At 33.5% G+C, this 15,849-nt stretch carries 15 protein-coding genes; 5 read left to right on the top strand and 10 right to left on the bottom strand.

Translation table 11 applies throughout. The features are described 5' to 3' along the window. Positions 1-53: 53 nt before the first annotated feature. Both BM024_RS03090 and BM024_RS03085 read right to left on the bottom strand, forming a co-directional pair. A complete protein-coding gene (locus BM024_RS03090; protein WP_090677988.1) occupies positions 54-1,307 on the bottom strand; it encodes an aspartate kinase in 1,254 nt (417 codons plus the stop codon). Beyond that, a complete protein-coding gene (locus BM024_RS03085; RefSeq protein ID WP_394333264.1) occupies positions 1,308-1,784 on the bottom strand; it encodes a GNAT family N-acetyltransferase in 477 nt (158 codons plus the stop codon). A 76-nt stretch (positions 1,785-1,860) separates the two neighbouring features. On the opposite strand from BM024_RS03085, the gene fbp reads away from it, so the two are divergent. Then, positions 1,861-2,871, top strand: coding sequence for a class 1 fructose-bisphosphatase (gene fbp, locus BM024_RS03080; protein ID WP_090677987.1), 1,011 nt, complete (start codon positions 1,861-1,863; stop codon positions 2,869-2,871). 47 nt (positions 2,872-2,918) lie between these two features. Here the strand turns inward: fbp and BM024_RS03075 are convergent, their stop codons facing one another. Beyond that, the gene (locus BM024_RS03075) at positions 2,919-3,347 is read right to left on the bottom strand and encodes a tellurite resistance TerB family protein (RefSeq protein WP_090677986.1); all 429 of its coding nucleotides are present in this window, start codon (positions 3,345-3,347) and stop codon (positions 2,919-2,921) included. A 501-nt stretch (positions 3,348-3,848) separates the two neighbouring features. Here BM024_RS03075 and BM024_RS03070 point away from each other — a divergent pair. Both BM024_RS03070 and BM024_RS03065 read left to right on the top strand, forming a co-directional pair. Further along, positions 3,849-4,280 (top strand): deoxycytidylate deaminase, encoded by a 432-nt coding sequence (locus BM024_RS03070; RefSeq protein WP_090677985.1) that lies wholly within the window; start codon positions 3,849-3,851, stop codon positions 4,278-4,280. 7 nt (positions 4,281-4,287) lie between these two features. Then, the gene (locus BM024_RS03065) at positions 4,288-5,865 is read left to right on the top strand and encodes a S41 family peptidase (protein ID WP_090677984.1); all 1,578 of its coding nucleotides are present in this window, start codon (positions 4,288-4,290) and stop codon (positions 5,863-5,865) included. 58 nt (positions 5,866-5,923) lie between these two features. Here BM024_RS03065 and BM024_RS03060 read toward each other — a convergent pair whose 3' ends face one another. The 4 genes from BM024_RS03060 to BM024_RS03045 all read right to left on the bottom strand — a co-directional run bounded on the left by BM024_RS03060 (position 5,924) and on the right by BM024_RS03045 (position 11,832). Further along, positions 5,924-8,200, bottom strand: coding sequence for a cation:proton antiporter (locus BM024_RS03060; protein ID WP_090677983.1), 2,277 nt, complete (start codon positions 8,198-8,200; stop codon positions 5,924-5,926). Positions 8,201-8,317: 117 nt separating this feature from the next. Further along, entirely contained in the window at positions 8,318-9,031 is a 714-nt protein-coding gene (locus BM024_RS03055; RefSeq protein WP_090677982.1) for a LytR/AlgR family response regulator transcription factor, read from the bottom strand. After that, positions 8,997-9,743 carry a sensor histidine kinase gene (locus BM024_RS03050; RefSeq protein WP_245753850.1) on the bottom strand — a complete coding sequence of 249 codons (747 nt, stop codon included), beginning with the start codon at positions 9,741-9,743 and terminating at the stop codon, positions 8,997-8,999. Before BM024_RS03050 ends, BM024_RS03055 begins: the two co-directional genes overlap by 35 nt. 7 nt (positions 9,744-9,750) lie before the next feature. Then, a complete protein-coding gene (locus BM024_RS03045; protein WP_090677980.1) occupies positions 9,751-11,832 on the bottom strand; it encodes a recombinase in 2,082 nt (693 codons plus the stop codon). Positions 11,833-11,914: 82 nt separating this feature from the next. On the opposite strand from BM024_RS03045, the gene BM024_RS03040 reads away from it, so the two are divergent. Beyond that, entirely contained in the window at positions 11,915-12,382 is a 468-nt protein-coding gene (locus BM024_RS03040; protein ID WP_090677979.1) for a CYTH domain-containing protein, read from the top strand. A gap of 2 nt (positions 12,383-12,384) precedes the next feature. On the opposite strand, the gene BM024_RS03035 is transcribed toward BM024_RS03040, so the two are convergent. From BM024_RS03035 to BM024_RS03025, 3 genes are all read right to left on the bottom strand, one after another. After that, positions 12,385-12,798 (bottom strand): septal ring lytic transglycosylase RlpA family protein, encoded by a 414-nt coding sequence (locus BM024_RS03035; protein WP_090677978.1) that lies wholly within the window; start codon positions 12,796-12,798, stop codon positions 12,385-12,387. After that, positions 12,785-13,303 (bottom strand): septal ring lytic transglycosylase RlpA family protein, encoded by a 519-nt coding sequence (locus BM024_RS03030; RefSeq protein ID WP_090677977.1) that lies wholly within the window; start codon positions 13,301-13,303, stop codon positions 12,785-12,787. Before BM024_RS03030 ends, BM024_RS03035 begins: the two co-directional genes overlap by 14 nt. 84 nt (positions 13,304-13,387) lie before the next feature. Beyond that, entirely contained in the window at positions 13,388-13,810 is a 423-nt protein-coding gene (locus BM024_RS03025; protein WP_090677976.1) for a hypothetical protein, read from the bottom strand. 318 nt (positions 13,811-14,128) lie between these two features. Here BM024_RS03025 and BM024_RS03020 point away from each other — a divergent pair, with 318 nt between their 5' ends. Continuing rightward, on the top strand, positions 14,129-15,769 hold the full coding sequence (locus tag BM024_RS03020; protein WP_090677975.1) for an FMN-binding glutamate synthase family protein: 1,641 nt from the start codon (positions 14,129-14,131) through the stop codon (positions 15,767-15,769). The last annotated feature ends 80 nt before the right edge of the window (positions 15,770-15,849 follow it).

Here is a 15,849-nt window from a genome sequence, read left to right as displayed (position 1 = left end):
TAAGAATTGTCAAAAGTAGTATTTTGAGATAGGACTAGTTTTTTTAAATCGTATTATTCTTTTGTAACCATTTGCATGGTTTCTCTGTTTACTTGTTTTAATAAAAGCGTTTTATCTCCAAGGATTTTTTCCAAACCTTCGAATTCGAAGTGACGTATAGTGTATAGTGACACGTTCTCGTTATAACTCATTTTAAATTGCGAGGATAGAAGTCCACGTAGTTCTTGAAAGTGATTGAACTTATCTTCTGCACATACTGAGAAACTGATTGCAGAGTTTTGTATCACACTAACTTTTATGTTGAATTGATGGAATAATTTGAAAATATCACTGATGTTTTCTTCCATAATAAAAGAGAAGTCTTTAGTAGCTAGTGATATTAATAGTTGGTTCTTCTTTACTATATAGCAAGGTACTTGTGGTTGCAATGTTGCCCCTTTAGAAACTTCAGTTCCTTCTAGTTCGGGACTTAAAAAGGATTTTACATATAATGGGATTTCTTTTTGTTGTAAGGGTTGTAGTGTTTTTGGATGTATAACCGAAGCTCCGTAAAAAGCTAGTTCTATGGCTTCTTGATAAGAGATGTGTTCTAATAGGATTGTATCTTCAAAATATCGTGGATCTGCATTAAGAACACCTGGAACATCTTTCCAAATTGTTACGCTTTCTGCATTAAGTATGTTTCCGAAAATAGCGGCAGTGTAGTCGGAGCCTTCTCTGCCTAACGTAGTTGAAAAACCATTTGGGTCTGAGCCTATAAATCCTTGAGAAATATAAAGTTGATTTGTTGTTATTCTTTCTTGTATGGACTTTTCAGTAGATTCCCAATCTACTATTGCATCTCTATAGGTTGTGTTGGTTTTGATAAGATCTCTTGCATCCGCCCAAATATTTACGATATTACAATCCAATAAGTAGTAGTGGAGAATAGTAGTGGAAAGTAATTCTCCATAAGATACTATTTGATCATAAACAAAATTATAATTAGGTGATTTGTTATTGTTTAAAAATGCACTTAATTTTTCAAAGAGATTTTGAATAGAAACATAGATTGGATGTGTTTCGTTTTCAAATAGTTCATTTATAATAGTATAATGAAAATCTTTTACTTCTTGAATTGAAGTTTCAATAGCTTCTTTATTGTAAAAATAATTATGTGTGACACTTTCTAATGCATTGGTAGTTTTGCCCATTGCAGAAGCTATAATTAATGAATTATTATACCCTACTGTTTGTAGAACGTTACAAACGTTTTTTACATTTGTTGAATCTTTTACTGATGCCCCTCCAAATTTGTAAATTTTCATCTATAGTGTTTTGATGTATTTTTGTAATCCTTGTTCGTCCATTTGTACTGTTCGCCAATCCTGCAGTACTTGAGCGCCAGTTTTGTTGTAGAAATCAATTGCGTTTTGGTTCCAATCTAAAACAACCCATTCTACTCTTTTTACGTTTTCATCAAATGCTGTTTTCATCACTTCTGAATATAGTTTGCTACCTACTCCAGTGCCTCTTGCATCTTCACGTACTATTAAATCTTCTAGGTGTATTGTTTTTCCTTTCCAAGTAGAGAAGCGGAAGTAAAAAAGTGCCATTCCAATAATCATATTGTTTTGGGTTGCGACGCGTATTTGGAAAAGTGGGTTAATACCGAATCCGTTTTCCAACAAAGTTTCTACTGTAATTTCTACAGCATCTGGTTCCTTTTCAAAGTGTGCTAATTCATTGATTAGCTCTAATATGGTTGGTAAATCTCCTTCAGTAGCTTTTCGGATTATTATCATTGAGGATAAATTTATTATTCAGACAAAATTAACGATATTTGCCACGCAATATACACAACTAAAGAATCATTTTTATATGTCCGCACAAAGTAAACAAACGCTTGGAGAATTTATTATCGATAGACAAGAGGATTTTAAATACTCGTCTGGAGAGTTAACACGATTATTCAATTCTATAAGATTAGCTGCAAAAATTGTTAGTCACAAAGTGAATCAAGCGGGGCTGGTTGATATTATAGGAGCCTTCGGTCAAGAAAATATTCAAGGAGAGCAGCAGCAAAAGTTAGATGTTTATGCTAATGAGGTTTTTATTCAGACTCTTATAAATCGTGAGATTGTTTGTGGAATAGGTTCAGAGGAAAATGATGATTTTATTTCTATAGAAGGTAAGGATGGAAATAATGAAAATAAGTATATCGTTTTAATGGATCCTTTAGATGGTTCTTCAAATATTGATGTAAATGTTTCTGTAGGTACTATTTTTTCAATTTATAGACGTGTGACCCCTATTGGAACACCGGTTACAAAAGAGGATTTTCTTCAAAAAGGGGAGAATCAAGTGGCTGCTGGTTATGTGATTTATGGTTCTTCAACTATGTTGGTTTATACTACAGGTAATGGAGTTAACGGTTTTACTTTAAATCCTGCTATTGGTACATTCTATTTGTCGCATCCAGAAATGTCAATTAGCGAAGATGGGGGAATTTATTCTGTGAATGAAGGGAACTATGTACACTTTCCACAAGGAGTGAAAGATTACATTAAGTATTGTCAGGCGGAAGAGGGAAACAGACCTTATACTTCTAGATATATTGGAAGCTTGGTGTCTGATATTCATCGTAATATTCTAAAGGGGGGGATTTATTTGTATCCTACTAGCGCTAAGGCTCCTAATGGAAAGTTGCGTCTACTGTATGAATGTAATCCAATTGCTTTTATTATAGAGCAAGCAGGAGGAAAAGCTTCAGATGGATTTAATAGAATAATGGAGATTGAACCTACTGAATTACATCAACGTGTACCTTTCTTCTGTGGTAGTAAGAATATGGTAGAGAAAGCGGAAGAATTTATGAGCTTGAATAAATAAATATTATAGTAGATAAAAAAAGGCTGTTCAATTTGAACAGCCTTTTTTTATCTACTTAAATTTTGAATTTCGAAAATAAAGGTGTCACTATCTACGTTGAGTACTAGTAGAGATAATGACTTGTCTACTAAATCTTCTATATTGCCTGTGAATCCTAATGCGACTGCAAACTTTTTAAGTATTTCTTTCTGTCTAGGTCCTAATATATGATCTGCATAAACCATTCTTGCTAAATCATATAGGCGTTCAATACGATTGATTTGAAGGTAAGGTGGGTTTACGGGGTATTTTTCAGGACTTTCTAGTATTTTAGTATAGTCTTCATCGGATATTTCTAAACGGTCTGCTAAATGGTCTAAAAAAGTTTTTTCTTGGTCTGATATAGCTCCATCAGCAATGGCAACTCTAACAATTGACGCAAAGTGTCCTCTGTTACGATCTTTAAAGCCTGGGTCGAATAAATCTGAATATGCCATAGTTAATAAGTTTTAGATTTTATTGAATGTTAATTTGAAACCTAATTTAGCAATAAAAAAGGATTGTCCTTATAAAACTATAAAATGTTTTTCCATCATTTCTACTTTGTTATTACTTTACTCTAGGTGTATAAGTTATTACTGTTTGTGATTGCTGTGGTTTTAATTAGATGTTTCATATTTTATTAAGTGATAACGGGAACTTGAATGCACTATTATGATTAATTTACTTGAAATGGTTTACTGTTAAACTTATTTATTAGTAAATGCTGTAGTAGTACAGTTTATGATGAAGAGATTATCTCTTGAGTATACTTATGGTTTGGGGCTTTTTATTATTTTTTGTACCTTATAAGCTAAATTAAATAAAATCGAAGATTAAATGATATAGAATCCTTTTGTGATTGGTGTGTTGCGTTAAACTAATGCTTATTTTTGCGCTGTAAAAACTAGTTTAATAGCGTTGAAAAAGTTTGACACTCAGTGTGTAATAGTTGTATTATGGATGATATAAAAAGAGCAAAATACGATAAGGCTTATTTGAGGATTGCGAGAGAGTGGGGGCAATTATCTTACTGTGTTAGAAAACAAGTGGGAGCCATCATTGTTAAAGACCGTATGATTATTTCGGATGGTTATAACGGAACTCCTTCTGGTTTTGAGAATTGTTGTGAAGATGTAAGTGGTTCTACTAAATGGTATGTGTTACATGCAGAAGCAAATGCTATTCTTAAAGTAGCGCGTTCTACTCAAAGTTGTCAAAATGCAACACTTTATATTACGATGTCTCCATGTAGAGATTGCAGTAAATTAATCCATCAATCTGGTATTAAAAGGGTTGTTTATAAAGAGCATTACAAGGATTCAGAAGGTATATCTTTCTTGGTAAAGGCTGGAGTAGAAGTTGTACATCTACCTGATTTAGATAATTGATTTTTCTATGAAAAAAATATATTGGCCTCTGTTACTTTCTATCGCCTTGGCTTTAGGAGTTTTATTAGGTGGTTTCTTGGTTTCGTCGTCTTTTAGGACACCTGGGCTTACTGCTAATGTAAATAAAATAAAGTTGAATAAACTTATTGATTTTATTGAACAGGAGTATGTTGATGAGGTGAATACAGACTCAATAGTTGACCAAACTGTTACTTCTATTTTAGAGCAATTAGATCCCCATTCGGTCTATATTGCGAAGGAGTCTATGCAATCGGTTTCAGAGTCGATGAATGGGGAGTTTGTCGGCATTGGAATTAGTTTTTATGTATATAAGGATAGCTTGGCTGTTATTAAGGACATTGCAAATGGTCCGGCACAAAAGGCTGGAATTCAACCGGGTGATCGTATACTTTATGCGGATACATTAAAAATTTACGGAGAAAAAATACCTAGCGAAGAAATAGTTTCAAAACTAAAAGGAGAAGAAGGGTCGGATATTAGATTGAAGGTATATCGAAAGAAGGAAAATAAATTTTTCACAACCAGGGTTACTCGTTCTATGATTCCTTTAAAGAGCGTTGATGTTGGTTTGAAGTTAGAAAATGGTTTAGGTTATATAAAGATTAACCGTTTTGCGGGTTCCACTTATACCGAGTTTATGAGTGCTTTAAATCGATTGAGAGAAGATCGTATCGATGGTTTAGTTCTTGATTTACGTGATAACGGAGGAGGATATATGGATCAAGCTATTAAGATTTTAGATGAGTTTTTAGATAAGGATTTAATTATTGTAAAGACTATTAATAAAAGAGGTAGAGAGGTTCTGACAAAGGCTTCTTCAAAGGGGAGTTTTCAAAAGGGACCATTATATGTGTTAGTTAATGAGGGAAGTGCTTCGGCAAGTGAGATTATAGCTGGTGCTATTCAGGATAATGACAGGGGTGTTATAATCGGAAGAAGATCATTTGGAAAAGGCTTAGTTCAGAGAGAGTTGCTATTGGGGGATGGTTCTGCAATACGTTTAACGACAGCTCGATATTATACACCTTCTGGCCGTTCTATACAAAAGCCTTATAATCATGGTTTTGAAGAGTATAATAATGATTTTATAACTCGTTATGAACGAGGGGAGTTATATGCTGCGGATAGTATTAAAATAGCTGATAGTCTACAATATAAAACTCTAGAAGGCAGGGTGGTTTATGGTGGCGGAGGTATAGTTCCTGATATTTTTGTTCCTATAGGAGTGAAACATGGCGATGATGCGGTGGTTTTATTGATGCAGTCTGGTATTGTGAGTTATTTTGTTTTCGAACAAATTGATAGCAATCGAGGAATGTTCGAATCTATGGACGTTGAATCCTTAGCTAAGCATATTAAATCTAATGCTATGGTTTTTAAATCTTTTAAAGAGCATCTTAGACATAGTGGGCTAAATTTTAATTTAGACAAACGGAAAGATATGATTGAGTTTTATTTAATTGCTGAATTTGTGAATCAATTGAAAGATGAAAAAGATTATTACCATTGGCTTTTTAGAGAGGATGCGATGTTAAAAGCTATTCCGCTTAAAGTAACGAAATAAGCTATAGGGTTTTATAAAAAAAGGTCTAGTTTAGAAATAACTAGACCTTTTTTTTGCTTTATGTTTTTTCATTAATGATTAATATAGACGGTGCATGGTTGAGCCATATACTTCTTGTGGCTACTAAATTTTTCCAACTTTCCATACCTATTATCATGATGTCGTAAGTTTTTAAATATTCTTTATTTAGTAGCTTTTCATTGGAGACGCGAATGTGATTAGGTTTAAACTGTTCAATTCTCCTAATAGTCTCTTTAAAATCTGGGTTTCTGTCAACTTCTCCTGTTGCATCTAATACAGTAATCTGAGCTTCGGAGTGTGTTATCCATCGTTGTGCATAGTTGAGTAATACCAAGTCTGATTGAGTGAATACTGGTAAGAATACCTGTTCTACTTTTTCAAATTCTTTGTTGATAAATATACCAACAGGGGTTTTAGCGTGTTGTAGTATTTGTTCAGTGCGTTCATCAAAAAATGACGATTCAAATAGCTTTTCTTTTCTAGTAACTTTGTTTAGTAATGTATTTGGATTTATAATACTAGTTGTAAATCCAAGGATATTTCCTAGCAATGTCCCTCTGTATATGGAATGTCCCATCTCTAACAATAAAATATCACTTGAATCTTCATTGATTATTTCTACAATGTCATTTTCTATTTGATTAGATACTTTAAAAAGTGTTTGAACAGATTGATTTAATTCCTTAGTTTCTTCAACAATAGGTTCAAACATCTCTTCTTCGTAATATTCTACATTAAATGGATTAATTTCTGTACTATCGACTAAATGCATTGCGGTAATACCAGACTTAGTAGATTTCTTGTTTACAAAACTATGAGCTAATCTTAATAATGCTTTTGCATTTAAAATGTCTTCAAAGAAGATGTAAATTTTAAATCTTCCTGGTGAGTCGGTTATTTCGAGATTTGATTGTATTTCTTCCTTTTTTCCAAAGATTTTGTTTAATAGATCGAGAGTTGGGCCAGTTAGAAAGGTGGTAGCTAATGCCATAATAACCATCATAGCAAATATTTCTCCGGTTAATATGCCTAGGTCAAATCCTATGTTTAGTACTATCAATTCCATCAATCCTCGAGTATTCATTAAAGCACCTATAGTTAAGCTATCTTTCCAACTTTGTCCGACAAATTTTGCAGCTATAGCGCTACCGGCAAATTTCCCAACAGTTGCTACAATGATAATAAGAGCAGTGAGTTTCCATAAATATGGTTCGTTTAGTAAACCAATCTCAGTTCGTAAACCTGTATAGACGAAGAAAAGAGGTAAGAATAATACTACAGCAACATCTTCTACTTTTTCAATTATCAGCGCTCGAAACTTAATGTTATCTGGCATAATAGCTCCTGTCATAAAAGCGCCGAATAATGCATGAATACCTATTACTTCTGTACAATAAGAAGATACTATCAAGGTGAGCAAGAATATTGCTATCATTGACTTAGATATAGTTTTATTTTTAGATTGTAATTTTCCTATACGTTCCAAGAATGGTCGAATTACTTTTAGCATTACGATGACATACAGGATTGCCAGTCCTATAATGTATAATGAGCTTACAAAGCTTCCTGCCTTTACGATTGCGATGACCGCTGCTAATAGACACCAAGCAGTGATATCGTCCGCTGCTGCACAAGTTATAACAATGGTACCTAAGCGAGTTTTCTGTAGTCCACGTTCTTGTACAATTCGTGCTAAGACTGGAAAGGCCGTTATACTCATTGAAATACCTAAGAAGAGTGCGAATGAGAGAAATTCTACTCCGTCTGGAGCGAATGAATCGAAAATATAATAAGCAAGACCCATTCCCATTGTAAATGGGATGATTATACTTGCATGACTAATTAAAACGGCATCATGGGCTTTGTTTTTTAAAACTTTTAAGTCTAGTTCCATTCCTATTACGAACATAAATAAAATCAAACCAATCTGACTTAGGAAGCTTAAATTACCTAGTGATTCGACAGGAAATAGTGTCGCTGAAAACTCTGGGAAATGGGTGCCTAATAAAGAGGGACCTAAGGCTATACCGGCTATTATTTCACCAATTACAGAAGGTTGACCTATCTTTTTACATATCCATCCAAATGCGCGTGCAACTAGAACTATAGTTAAGATTTGTGCTAATAAGATTGCTAAAGGATGATGTAGGTTGTTTAGCATTGAGTCTACAAAGTCTTGAAAGACCGTTTGGTTCGAAACTAATTTTACTACGTTATGTTCCATATGACTTCCTTGGCTAACAATCCAATACATTGCCGCGGAACAGGCACCAATGACTACGGTATAGAATAATGGATTTTTGTATTTACCCATAACTATTAAATTTAAAATTTCAGGACAAAAGTCTAACTTAAAGTGTTAGAAAAAGTACTTGCTGTTTTGAAAAACCTCAATGATGTAACGAAACACTAAAATATTGTAACGAATATTCTAAACCTTGGTTAAAAAGTCTGATTTAAAGGCTACACCGAGTGTTAGTACGATAGGTTTTCCTTGTTCTCCTAACAGCGTTGTGGTAATCTCATCATGACTAAAGTAGTGGATGGTTTTAAGCGAGATTATTTCACTTTTATTGATTCTACAGAAATCTCTTTTAGGTAGGTCTTGGAGAAGTTTGTCTAAAGAGATATTCTTTAATATAATTGGGTTGCTATCTCCTATTAGATATACTAATTTATCTCTACTATCTAATTCGGAAGTTTTAATGTATTGTATTGCTTCAAAGTGTAATATTACTTTCCCTTTATTAGAGTTCGTCGTTATATAGTTGTTTTTCGGCTTAGCTTCCGTAAATCGTAAGGCTTTGTGGATTGCTTTTTGGAGGCGTTCTCTTTTAATTGGTTTCTGAATGTAATCTATTGCGTCAATTTCAAATGCTTCTACAGCAAACTCTTTGTAAGCGGTTGTGAAAATCACCGCCTTATCTGATAGCAATTGTGCTAAACTTAAACCATTTATTCCAGGCATTTCAATGTCTGTTATAATAGCATCGAAATCTAGTTGATTGATTTCCTCTAAAAAATCTGAGGGGTCATTAAATGATTTTACTACTTCGATTTCTGGTACTTGTTCACATAGCATTTTAAGGTATGTCAGTCCAGGTAGTTCGTCATCTAAGAGTATGCATCTTAGTTTTGAAATCATTGAGTTGAATTTTTAAATGCATTGAGAAAACGTCTTCATTTACGAAACGTTCTAATTTAAAATAAGGACCATATATTAGTTCTAATCTTTTAGAAAGGGCCTCTAATCCGAAACCACTATGTTCTTTTTTTAATGTTGTCTTTCCTGAAATTTTGTTGGTTACTATTAAATTAAAAGTTCCTTTTTTTATCTCAAACAATATCGATATGAAAGAATCTTTGTTTTGTAGATCTGCATGTTTGAATGCATTTTCTATTAACTCAACACAAAGTAATGGAGCAATTAGTGATTGATCGTATAAGGGGTCTCCATCGTCTATTAAAGATTTTACACGTAATTCAAATAATGGACTTAATTTTATTTTATTTATATCGATGAGTCGTAGAGAAAATTCGTGTTCTTCTCGAAGGCTTACTAATTTTTTCTGGCTGTCATATAGAATGTAATCTAAGACACCTGCCATTTTATCTAATGCATAATAGGTCTGATACGCATGAGATTGAATAGAATTTAATATGTTTTTAAATAAATGTGGGTCGAGTCTAGATTCTAAAGTTTCTAATTGCAGATATTTTAGTTTTGAATCAAATAGGTGTTTTTCTTTTTCATAAAGAACTCTTTGTCTATTGGAACCTATTAACAAATAAATTAAATATCCTATGATAATTAGTAGGATGATTACTGTTAATGCAAAATATATTCTAAGACTCACGGTGTTGCTAATTTTCAGATTTTACTTTTTCTTCTTCTTTTTTTTCCGTTGTAATCATGGAGCCTTTTACAGGGAAGAAAAACTCTGCAGGAAAGTTTTTAAAATGTATCCATATAGAACGGATCAATGGAAAAACTTCAGTCCATGGTATATTGCGAGATCTAAACGCTAGTCCTAAAGAAAGACTGAAACTTACAATGAAGTTAACAAATCCAAAAGACCAAAGTCCAATAAAAGCCCAAATCAACATAGAGTTGTTAACTGCAAAATCGGCACCATATAGTCCTAGAGCAATATTTCCGCTTACAAAAGTAATGTGACGAACATCTATATTTAAGCCTATAAATATACCAATTGAGCTAGCACTACCCATAAATATACCAAACCATATATTCGACATAAGTCCTGGCCATTTATTTTCGACCCAATTAGCTATATTTTTTGTTTTTCGAATTCCTAAGTTACGTTTAAGCCAAGGATGTTCTTGGATTCTATAGTAAACCCGGTTGTGTTTTTGTTTATTTGCTACGCTACCTGAAATTAATCCAGAAAGGAATAGAAATACACCAGCTATAGCGGCATGTAATAAACCAGGTGAGTGTATTGGACTTGAGTCTTCTAATAATGTATGCCACTTCGTATCGACGATATTAATTCCGGTAGCCATATCGATTAGCCATACAACTAATAACGCAATAGGAAATGCTAGGATAACGTTACCAATAAACGCAATGAACTGTGAGCGAAATAAACGAGCAAACAATTTAGCAAAGGCAATGTGTTTGTCCCCGTCGTTTACTTTTAAATGTTGTTTCATTCCATCTTCAATTGCTTTTATTAAAGCAGCTGCAGTCATTGCAGGTTGTTTGGTTGCAAGTGTGAATCCTAATAGGTATATTAAGACGAATCCAAATGCGTAGTTTAAACTGTATAAGAAAGCAAATCCTAAAGCACTTGTGTCAGCTTTTGATAGTAGAACTTTGAAAACACAAAGAAATCCTACTACTACTCCGGCACCCATTGCTGTTTTAAACATATCCCAATATTCTTTAGCAGTATTGGTTATGTAATGTTCTCCAGTTTTAGCAGTATGCTGTGTAATTTCATAAGATATCAATTGGGTGCTTTCTCCAATTAATTTTGTGACATTATTTTTATAGCAATTATATTCTATTAGCTTCAATACTAAATAGATTGAATTTTTCTTTTTGTCAAGCTCATTGGAAACGACCAATAATGATAAAAGAATCCTAACTCGTTGTAGCTGTTGTCTAATGCGGAGTAAACTTTGATTAACTTTTAAAGATATTCCATATTTGGAACTATTTTTGAAAGCTTGATTTACAAAGTCGATGCATTGTTTATGGAGTATTAGTAGTTGTTTGTAGTTTAAATCTTCAGGAGTTATGTAATGCATATTTCCTTGTCTGAGGTTGTGTTCTATCAGAAGGAACTCATTTTCAAATGCTAAAAAGGGACTTTCGAAGTGAGAGTATTCAGGTACCATTCGTATTAAATAACTTTCCATAGCTCTACCGCTCATACGTTGCGTAATAAGTCCCATAGAAGCCATTAGCTCAGCAAGTATTGATTCGTCCTTAGTGGAGCTAAAAATATCGTTGAATTGTAATATATCAAATAGACTTAATAGCTGTCCCTCTGGAATTTTATTAATCCATTCTGAATCAGTATGTTTATAAAACACTTGATTTAGGATATATTCAAAGGTGTCTTTATCTGGTTGAAAAGGTAGTATTTTTGCAGAGAGTCTTTTTTTAATCTCATATATAAAATCAGAATCTTGTAGAATACCTGCATCCGAAATCATTCTGCTAAACTTTCGGTTTACTAGTAATGATTTTAAATACTTTGTAAACGCTAATGAATCTGAAGGATTTTGAGTTAAGTAGGTTAGCAATTCCTCAATAGATATCCGTTTTATATTTTTAACTTTCTTTGGTCTAAAAATTTGAACGAGGTCTATTAAAAAGAGTAACTCATCTTGTGCATAAACTTCGCCATTTATTATATATTTTCTAAAAAGTTCCTCTACTGTTACTATAGGTTGTTGCTTTTGTCTTAATCTCATCCGAAATAGTATTGATAAACTCTTAATAGTTCGTATTAATTTGCTTATTTTGGATTAAAATTACACTATTATTTTAAAATCTATGATTGAAATCGAAAGAAAGTTTCTGATTGACAATACCAACATTACTAAACTGGCTACCAATCAATACCTTATAAAACAAGGGTATCTTAGTTCAGTTGCAGAACGAACGGTTCGTATTCGAACGAAAGATGATAAAGGGTACATTACTGTTAAAGGAAAGAGCAATGAATCAGGTACTTCGAGAATGGAATGGGAAAAAGAGATACCTTTTGAAGAAGCTTTGAAGCTTTTAAGTATATGCGAAGATTACATTATTGACAAGACTCGCTATCTTATTCCACATGGAAAGCATTGTTTTGAAATAGATGTATTTCACGGGGCTAATGAGGGCTTGCTAATCGCTGAAATTGAATTGAGTGCCGAGGATGAGGTTTTTGAAAAACCAATTTGGCTAGGTGAGGAGGTAACGGGTGACAACCGCTATTACAATTCGTTTATAGCTAAAAAGCCGTTTAAAAATTGGTAGTCTTATTTGATGATTTCTATTTTTACATCTAGAGCCCCCTTACTTTTACTGTCTGTTATCTCCATAAAAGCCTTTTTGCTTAGGTCGATGTCTCTCCCTTTGGTAAATGGTCCTCGATCATTTACCTTGACTTCTGTAGATTTTTGATTTACAAGATTGGTTACACGTAGTTTTGTGCCAAAAGGAAGTGTCTTGTGTGCTGCTGTGTATTTATTATTTGAGAATAATTCGCCAGAAGCGGTCGGTTTTCCATTGTATTTATCGTGATAATATACTGCAACGGCTTTCTTTTCGTAAATTTTGGAATTTGATATATGCTGTTTGGAGCTTGAGCAAGATGTTATTATGCAGAAAGCTGCTACTAGAGGCAGGATAAATATGAAAGTTTTGTGGGAAAGTGACTTAACTATCTTCATTAGTAATGCGTTCTACTTTTACATTAAGTGTACCGTGACCTCTGTTTTCTGCTAATTCCATAAAGGCTTTTTTGGTAATATCTATTTCTCTACCTTTAGTATATGGACCCCGGTCGGTAATCGTTAGTATGACTGATTTAAGGTTTTTTAAATTAGTTACTTTTACTTTTGTTCCGAATGGTAGAGTCTTATGAGCTGCGGTATATGCTTTGTTATCAAATACTAATCCACTAGCGGTTTTCTTGCCTATAAACTTGTCATGATAGTAAGAGGCTTTTGTTTCTGGTGCAATCAATTCTAATTCTTCGTTGATTTCTTCTACAGCTTGTATTGAATCTTCTATAGTATTGTTTGAATCAAATTGTTTATTCCCTACTGTAACAAGTCCCAAAGTATCTATTGCAATAGTGGGTGTAGTGTCCGATTTTCTCCATTGTTTATCGGTAGTGAAACTCGAAAATAACAAGAAACTCAGTATCCAAATTAGTGCTGTATATTCTTTCATTGATTTATTTTTAATTACTTACTTTCTACAAAATAAGTGCCAAAAAAAAGAGAGTCTAAAAACTAGACTCTCTTTTGTATATTATTATGGCCATACATTCCAAGGAATTCTCGATAAAATCAAGACTAAACCTAGGGTGTATAGGATAGCAAACAATTTGAATTTTTTAGAACTCTCTGTTGCTTTTTTATGTTTTGACCATGCAATTGTAATTAATATCACTGCGATGATATTCATTAAAGGATGCTCTAGTGCATAAAGTCTCAGTGTACTATCTTTCATCGCTACTCCAAAACCTTGTACTACTGGAGATACGAAATAAAGAATAATTCCTCCTAGTAATTGAAGGTGAGTGAAAATCAAAGCAAATAATGCTAGTTTGCGGTCACTTTCTTTAAATTCCCTTTTTGAAACAAGTCCAATGATAGCACTAATAGCTGCTACTGCTAACAAAATTAAAGCAAGGTAGGCGATACCTGAATGCGCCTGTTTTACAATGTTATACATATTGTTGTTTTTAGTTTGGAAACAAATATAACGATTAAGTCCAAAATATAAAGTGTAATCTGCATTATTTCTGTGTTTTATGAAAAACGATTATCTTACTTTATAAATACTTTCAGATTATTCACTTACAGTATAATTAATGAAAACTGAGTGAAAATATTGAGGTTTAAGATTCTCTGTAAATTAGCATTGTTAAAAAGACACGATAATCAGTGAATTTTTATAACTTCGTAACAATGCGTTAAATACACACAGAATAAAGAAGAATTTGGAAGTATCTATTTTATTCTTTTATCAACCCTGTAATAAAATGAAATTATGAGATTAAACTTTGTTACAACTGCCTCTTTGGTTGTGTTAGCTATTGTTGCCTTGAGTTTTTGGTGGTCACCTATACTTTGGACCTTACTTCTAGTATTGCCGCTAGTGGGGCTGGGAGTTTTTGATGTGTATCAATCTCCTAGAGCTATTAGGCGTAATTTCCCTATTTGGGGAAGACTTCGTTATGTGATGGAGGATTTAAGACCAAAGATCTATCAGTATTTTGTGGAGAGTGATACAGATGGAAAACCTTTTAGTCGTATCCATAGGAATGTGATCTATCAAAGGGCCAAGAGACAGATGGATACAGTTCCGTTTGGGACGCAGTTGGACGTGTATGAGAATAATTATGAATGGCTTAATCACAGTATTAAGGCGCTCTCAATGAAAACTATTGACACAGATCCTCGTGTTTTGGTTGGAGGTCCTGATTGTAAGCAGCCTTATTCAGCAAGTGTATATAATATTTCTGCAATGAGTTATGGTTCTTTGAGTAAAAACGCAATTATGGCATTTAACGAAGGAGCTTTGTTAGGTAATTTTGCTCATAATACTGGAGAAGGTTCAATAAGCGATCATCATCTTAGAGGTGGAGATTTAATATGGCAAATCGGAACTGGATATTTTGGTTGTCGTTACCCAGATGGTACTTTTAATCCAGATGCTTTTAGGGAGAAGGCAATATTGCCTACCGTGAAAATGATCGAAATAAAATTATCTCAAGGAGCCAAACCTGGGCACGGAGGTATGCTCCCAGGGTCTAAGGTTTCGGAAGAGATAGCGCGTATTCGGTTAGTAGAAGTTGGTAAGAATGTAGATTCACCATCTTATCATTCTGCTTTTACTACTCCTTTGGAGTTTGTTGCTTTTATTAAAAAATTAAGGGAGCTTTCTGATGGAAAACCAATAGGGTTTAAATTGTGTATTGGACATAAAAGTGAGTTTGTTGCTATTTGTAAAGCAATGGTTCAGACGAAAATATATCCTGACTTTATCACTGTTGATGGTGGTGAAGGTGGAACGGGAGCGGCACCTTTAGAATTCTCTAATCATGTAGGTATGCCACTTCGAAACGCTCTAGCTTTTGTATATGATGCTTTGACTGGTTTTGATTTGAAAAGGCATATTAAAATCATCGCTTCTGGAAAAGTTACAAACGGATTTGATTTAGTTAAAAACTTTGCTTTGGGTGCAGATATGTGTAACAGTGCTAGAGGTATGATGATTGCAATAGGTTGTATACAGGCTTTAGAGTGTAATAAAAACACTTGCCCTACTGGTGTGGCAACCCAAAACCCAAAATTAGTTCGTGGACTTGTGGTAGAGGATAAAAAGAAGAGGGTTGCTAATTTTCATAATGAAACAGTCAAAAGTGCTTCTGAATTATTGGCCGCAGCTGGATTGAAGCACCCAAGTGACATTCATCGAGTATACATTCAAAGACGTATTTCTCCTGACAAGGTGCTAACATATTTAGATAGTTATCCTTATATTCCTAATGGTAGTCTTCTGCAGGAACCCTATGCAAAACAGTTTGAGACTATTATGGCTATTAGTAGTGCAGAATCTTTCACTCCTAATTTTGACAATTTAGATTGGGATAACTTAGCTTGGGCTAGAAAACCTCTATCTAATTGAAACGTTTAAGAATTATTTAGTTTTTAAAGAATGACCTATTGTTTTTTGTTCACTGTAGGTCATTCTTGTTTTTATTGAAT

The organism is Myroides guanonis (genome assembly GCF_900114085.1).
Classification (GTDB): domain Bacteria; phylum Bacteroidota; class Bacteroidia; order Flavobacteriales; family Flavobacteriaceae; genus Flavobacterium; species Flavobacterium guanonis.
Note: the sequence above shows the minus strand (reverse complement) of the source record. Positions and strands in the feature narration are given on the sequence as shown.

Excerpts from the sequence above, each read along its gene's own strand:
- BM024_RS03090 (WP_090677988.1), bottom strand. The coding sequence starts at position 1,307 with ATGAAAATTTACAAATTTGGAGGGGCATCAGTAAAAGATTCAACAAAT.
- BM024_RS03085 (WP_394333264.1), bottom strand. The coding sequence starts at position 1,784 with ATGATAATAATCCGAAAAGCTACTGAAGGAGATTTACCAACCATATTA.
- fbp (WP_090677987.1), top strand. The coding sequence starts at position 1,861 with ATGTCCGCACAAAGTAAACAAACGCTTGGAGAATTTATTATCGATAGA.
- BM024_RS03075 (WP_090677986.1), bottom strand. The coding sequence starts at position 3,347 with ATGGCATATTCAGATTTATTCGACCCAGGCTTTAAAGATCGTAACAGA.
- BM024_RS03070 (WP_090677985.1), top strand. The coding sequence starts at position 3,849 with ATGGATGATATAAAAAGAGCAAAATACGATAAGGCTTATTTGAGGATT.
- BM024_RS03065 (WP_090677984.1), top strand. The coding sequence starts at position 4,288 with ATGAAAAAAATATATTGGCCTCTGTTACTTTCTATCGCCTTGGCTTTA.
- BM024_RS03060 (WP_090677983.1), bottom strand. The coding sequence starts at position 8,200 with ATGGGTAAATACAAAAATCCATTATTCTATACCGTAGTCATTGGTGCC.
- BM024_RS03055 (WP_090677982.1), bottom strand. The coding sequence starts at position 9,031 with ATGATTTCAAAACTAAGATGCATACTCTTAGATGACGAACTACCTGGA.
- BM024_RS03045 (WP_090677980.1), bottom strand. The coding sequence starts at position 11,832 with ATGAGATTAAGACAAAAGCAACAACCTATAGTAACAGTAGAGGAACTT.
- BM024_RS03040 (WP_090677979.1), top strand. The coding sequence starts at position 11,915 with ATGATTGAAATCGAAAGAAAGTTTCTGATTGACAATACCAACATTACT.
- BM024_RS03035 (WP_090677978.1), bottom strand. The coding sequence starts at position 12,798 with ATGAAGATAGTTAAGTCACTTTCCCACAAAACTTTCATATTTATCCTG.
- BM024_RS03030 (WP_090677977.1), bottom strand. The coding sequence starts at position 13,303 with ATGAAAGAATATACAGCACTAATTTGGATACTGAGTTTCTTGTTATTT.
- BM024_RS03025 (WP_090677976.1), bottom strand. The coding sequence starts at position 13,810 with ATGTATAACATTGTAAAACAGGCGCATTCAGGTATCGCCTACCTTGCT.
- BM024_RS03020 (WP_090677975.1), top strand. The coding sequence starts at position 14,129 with ATGAGATTAAACTTTGTTACAACTGCCTCTTTGGTTGTGTTAGCTATT.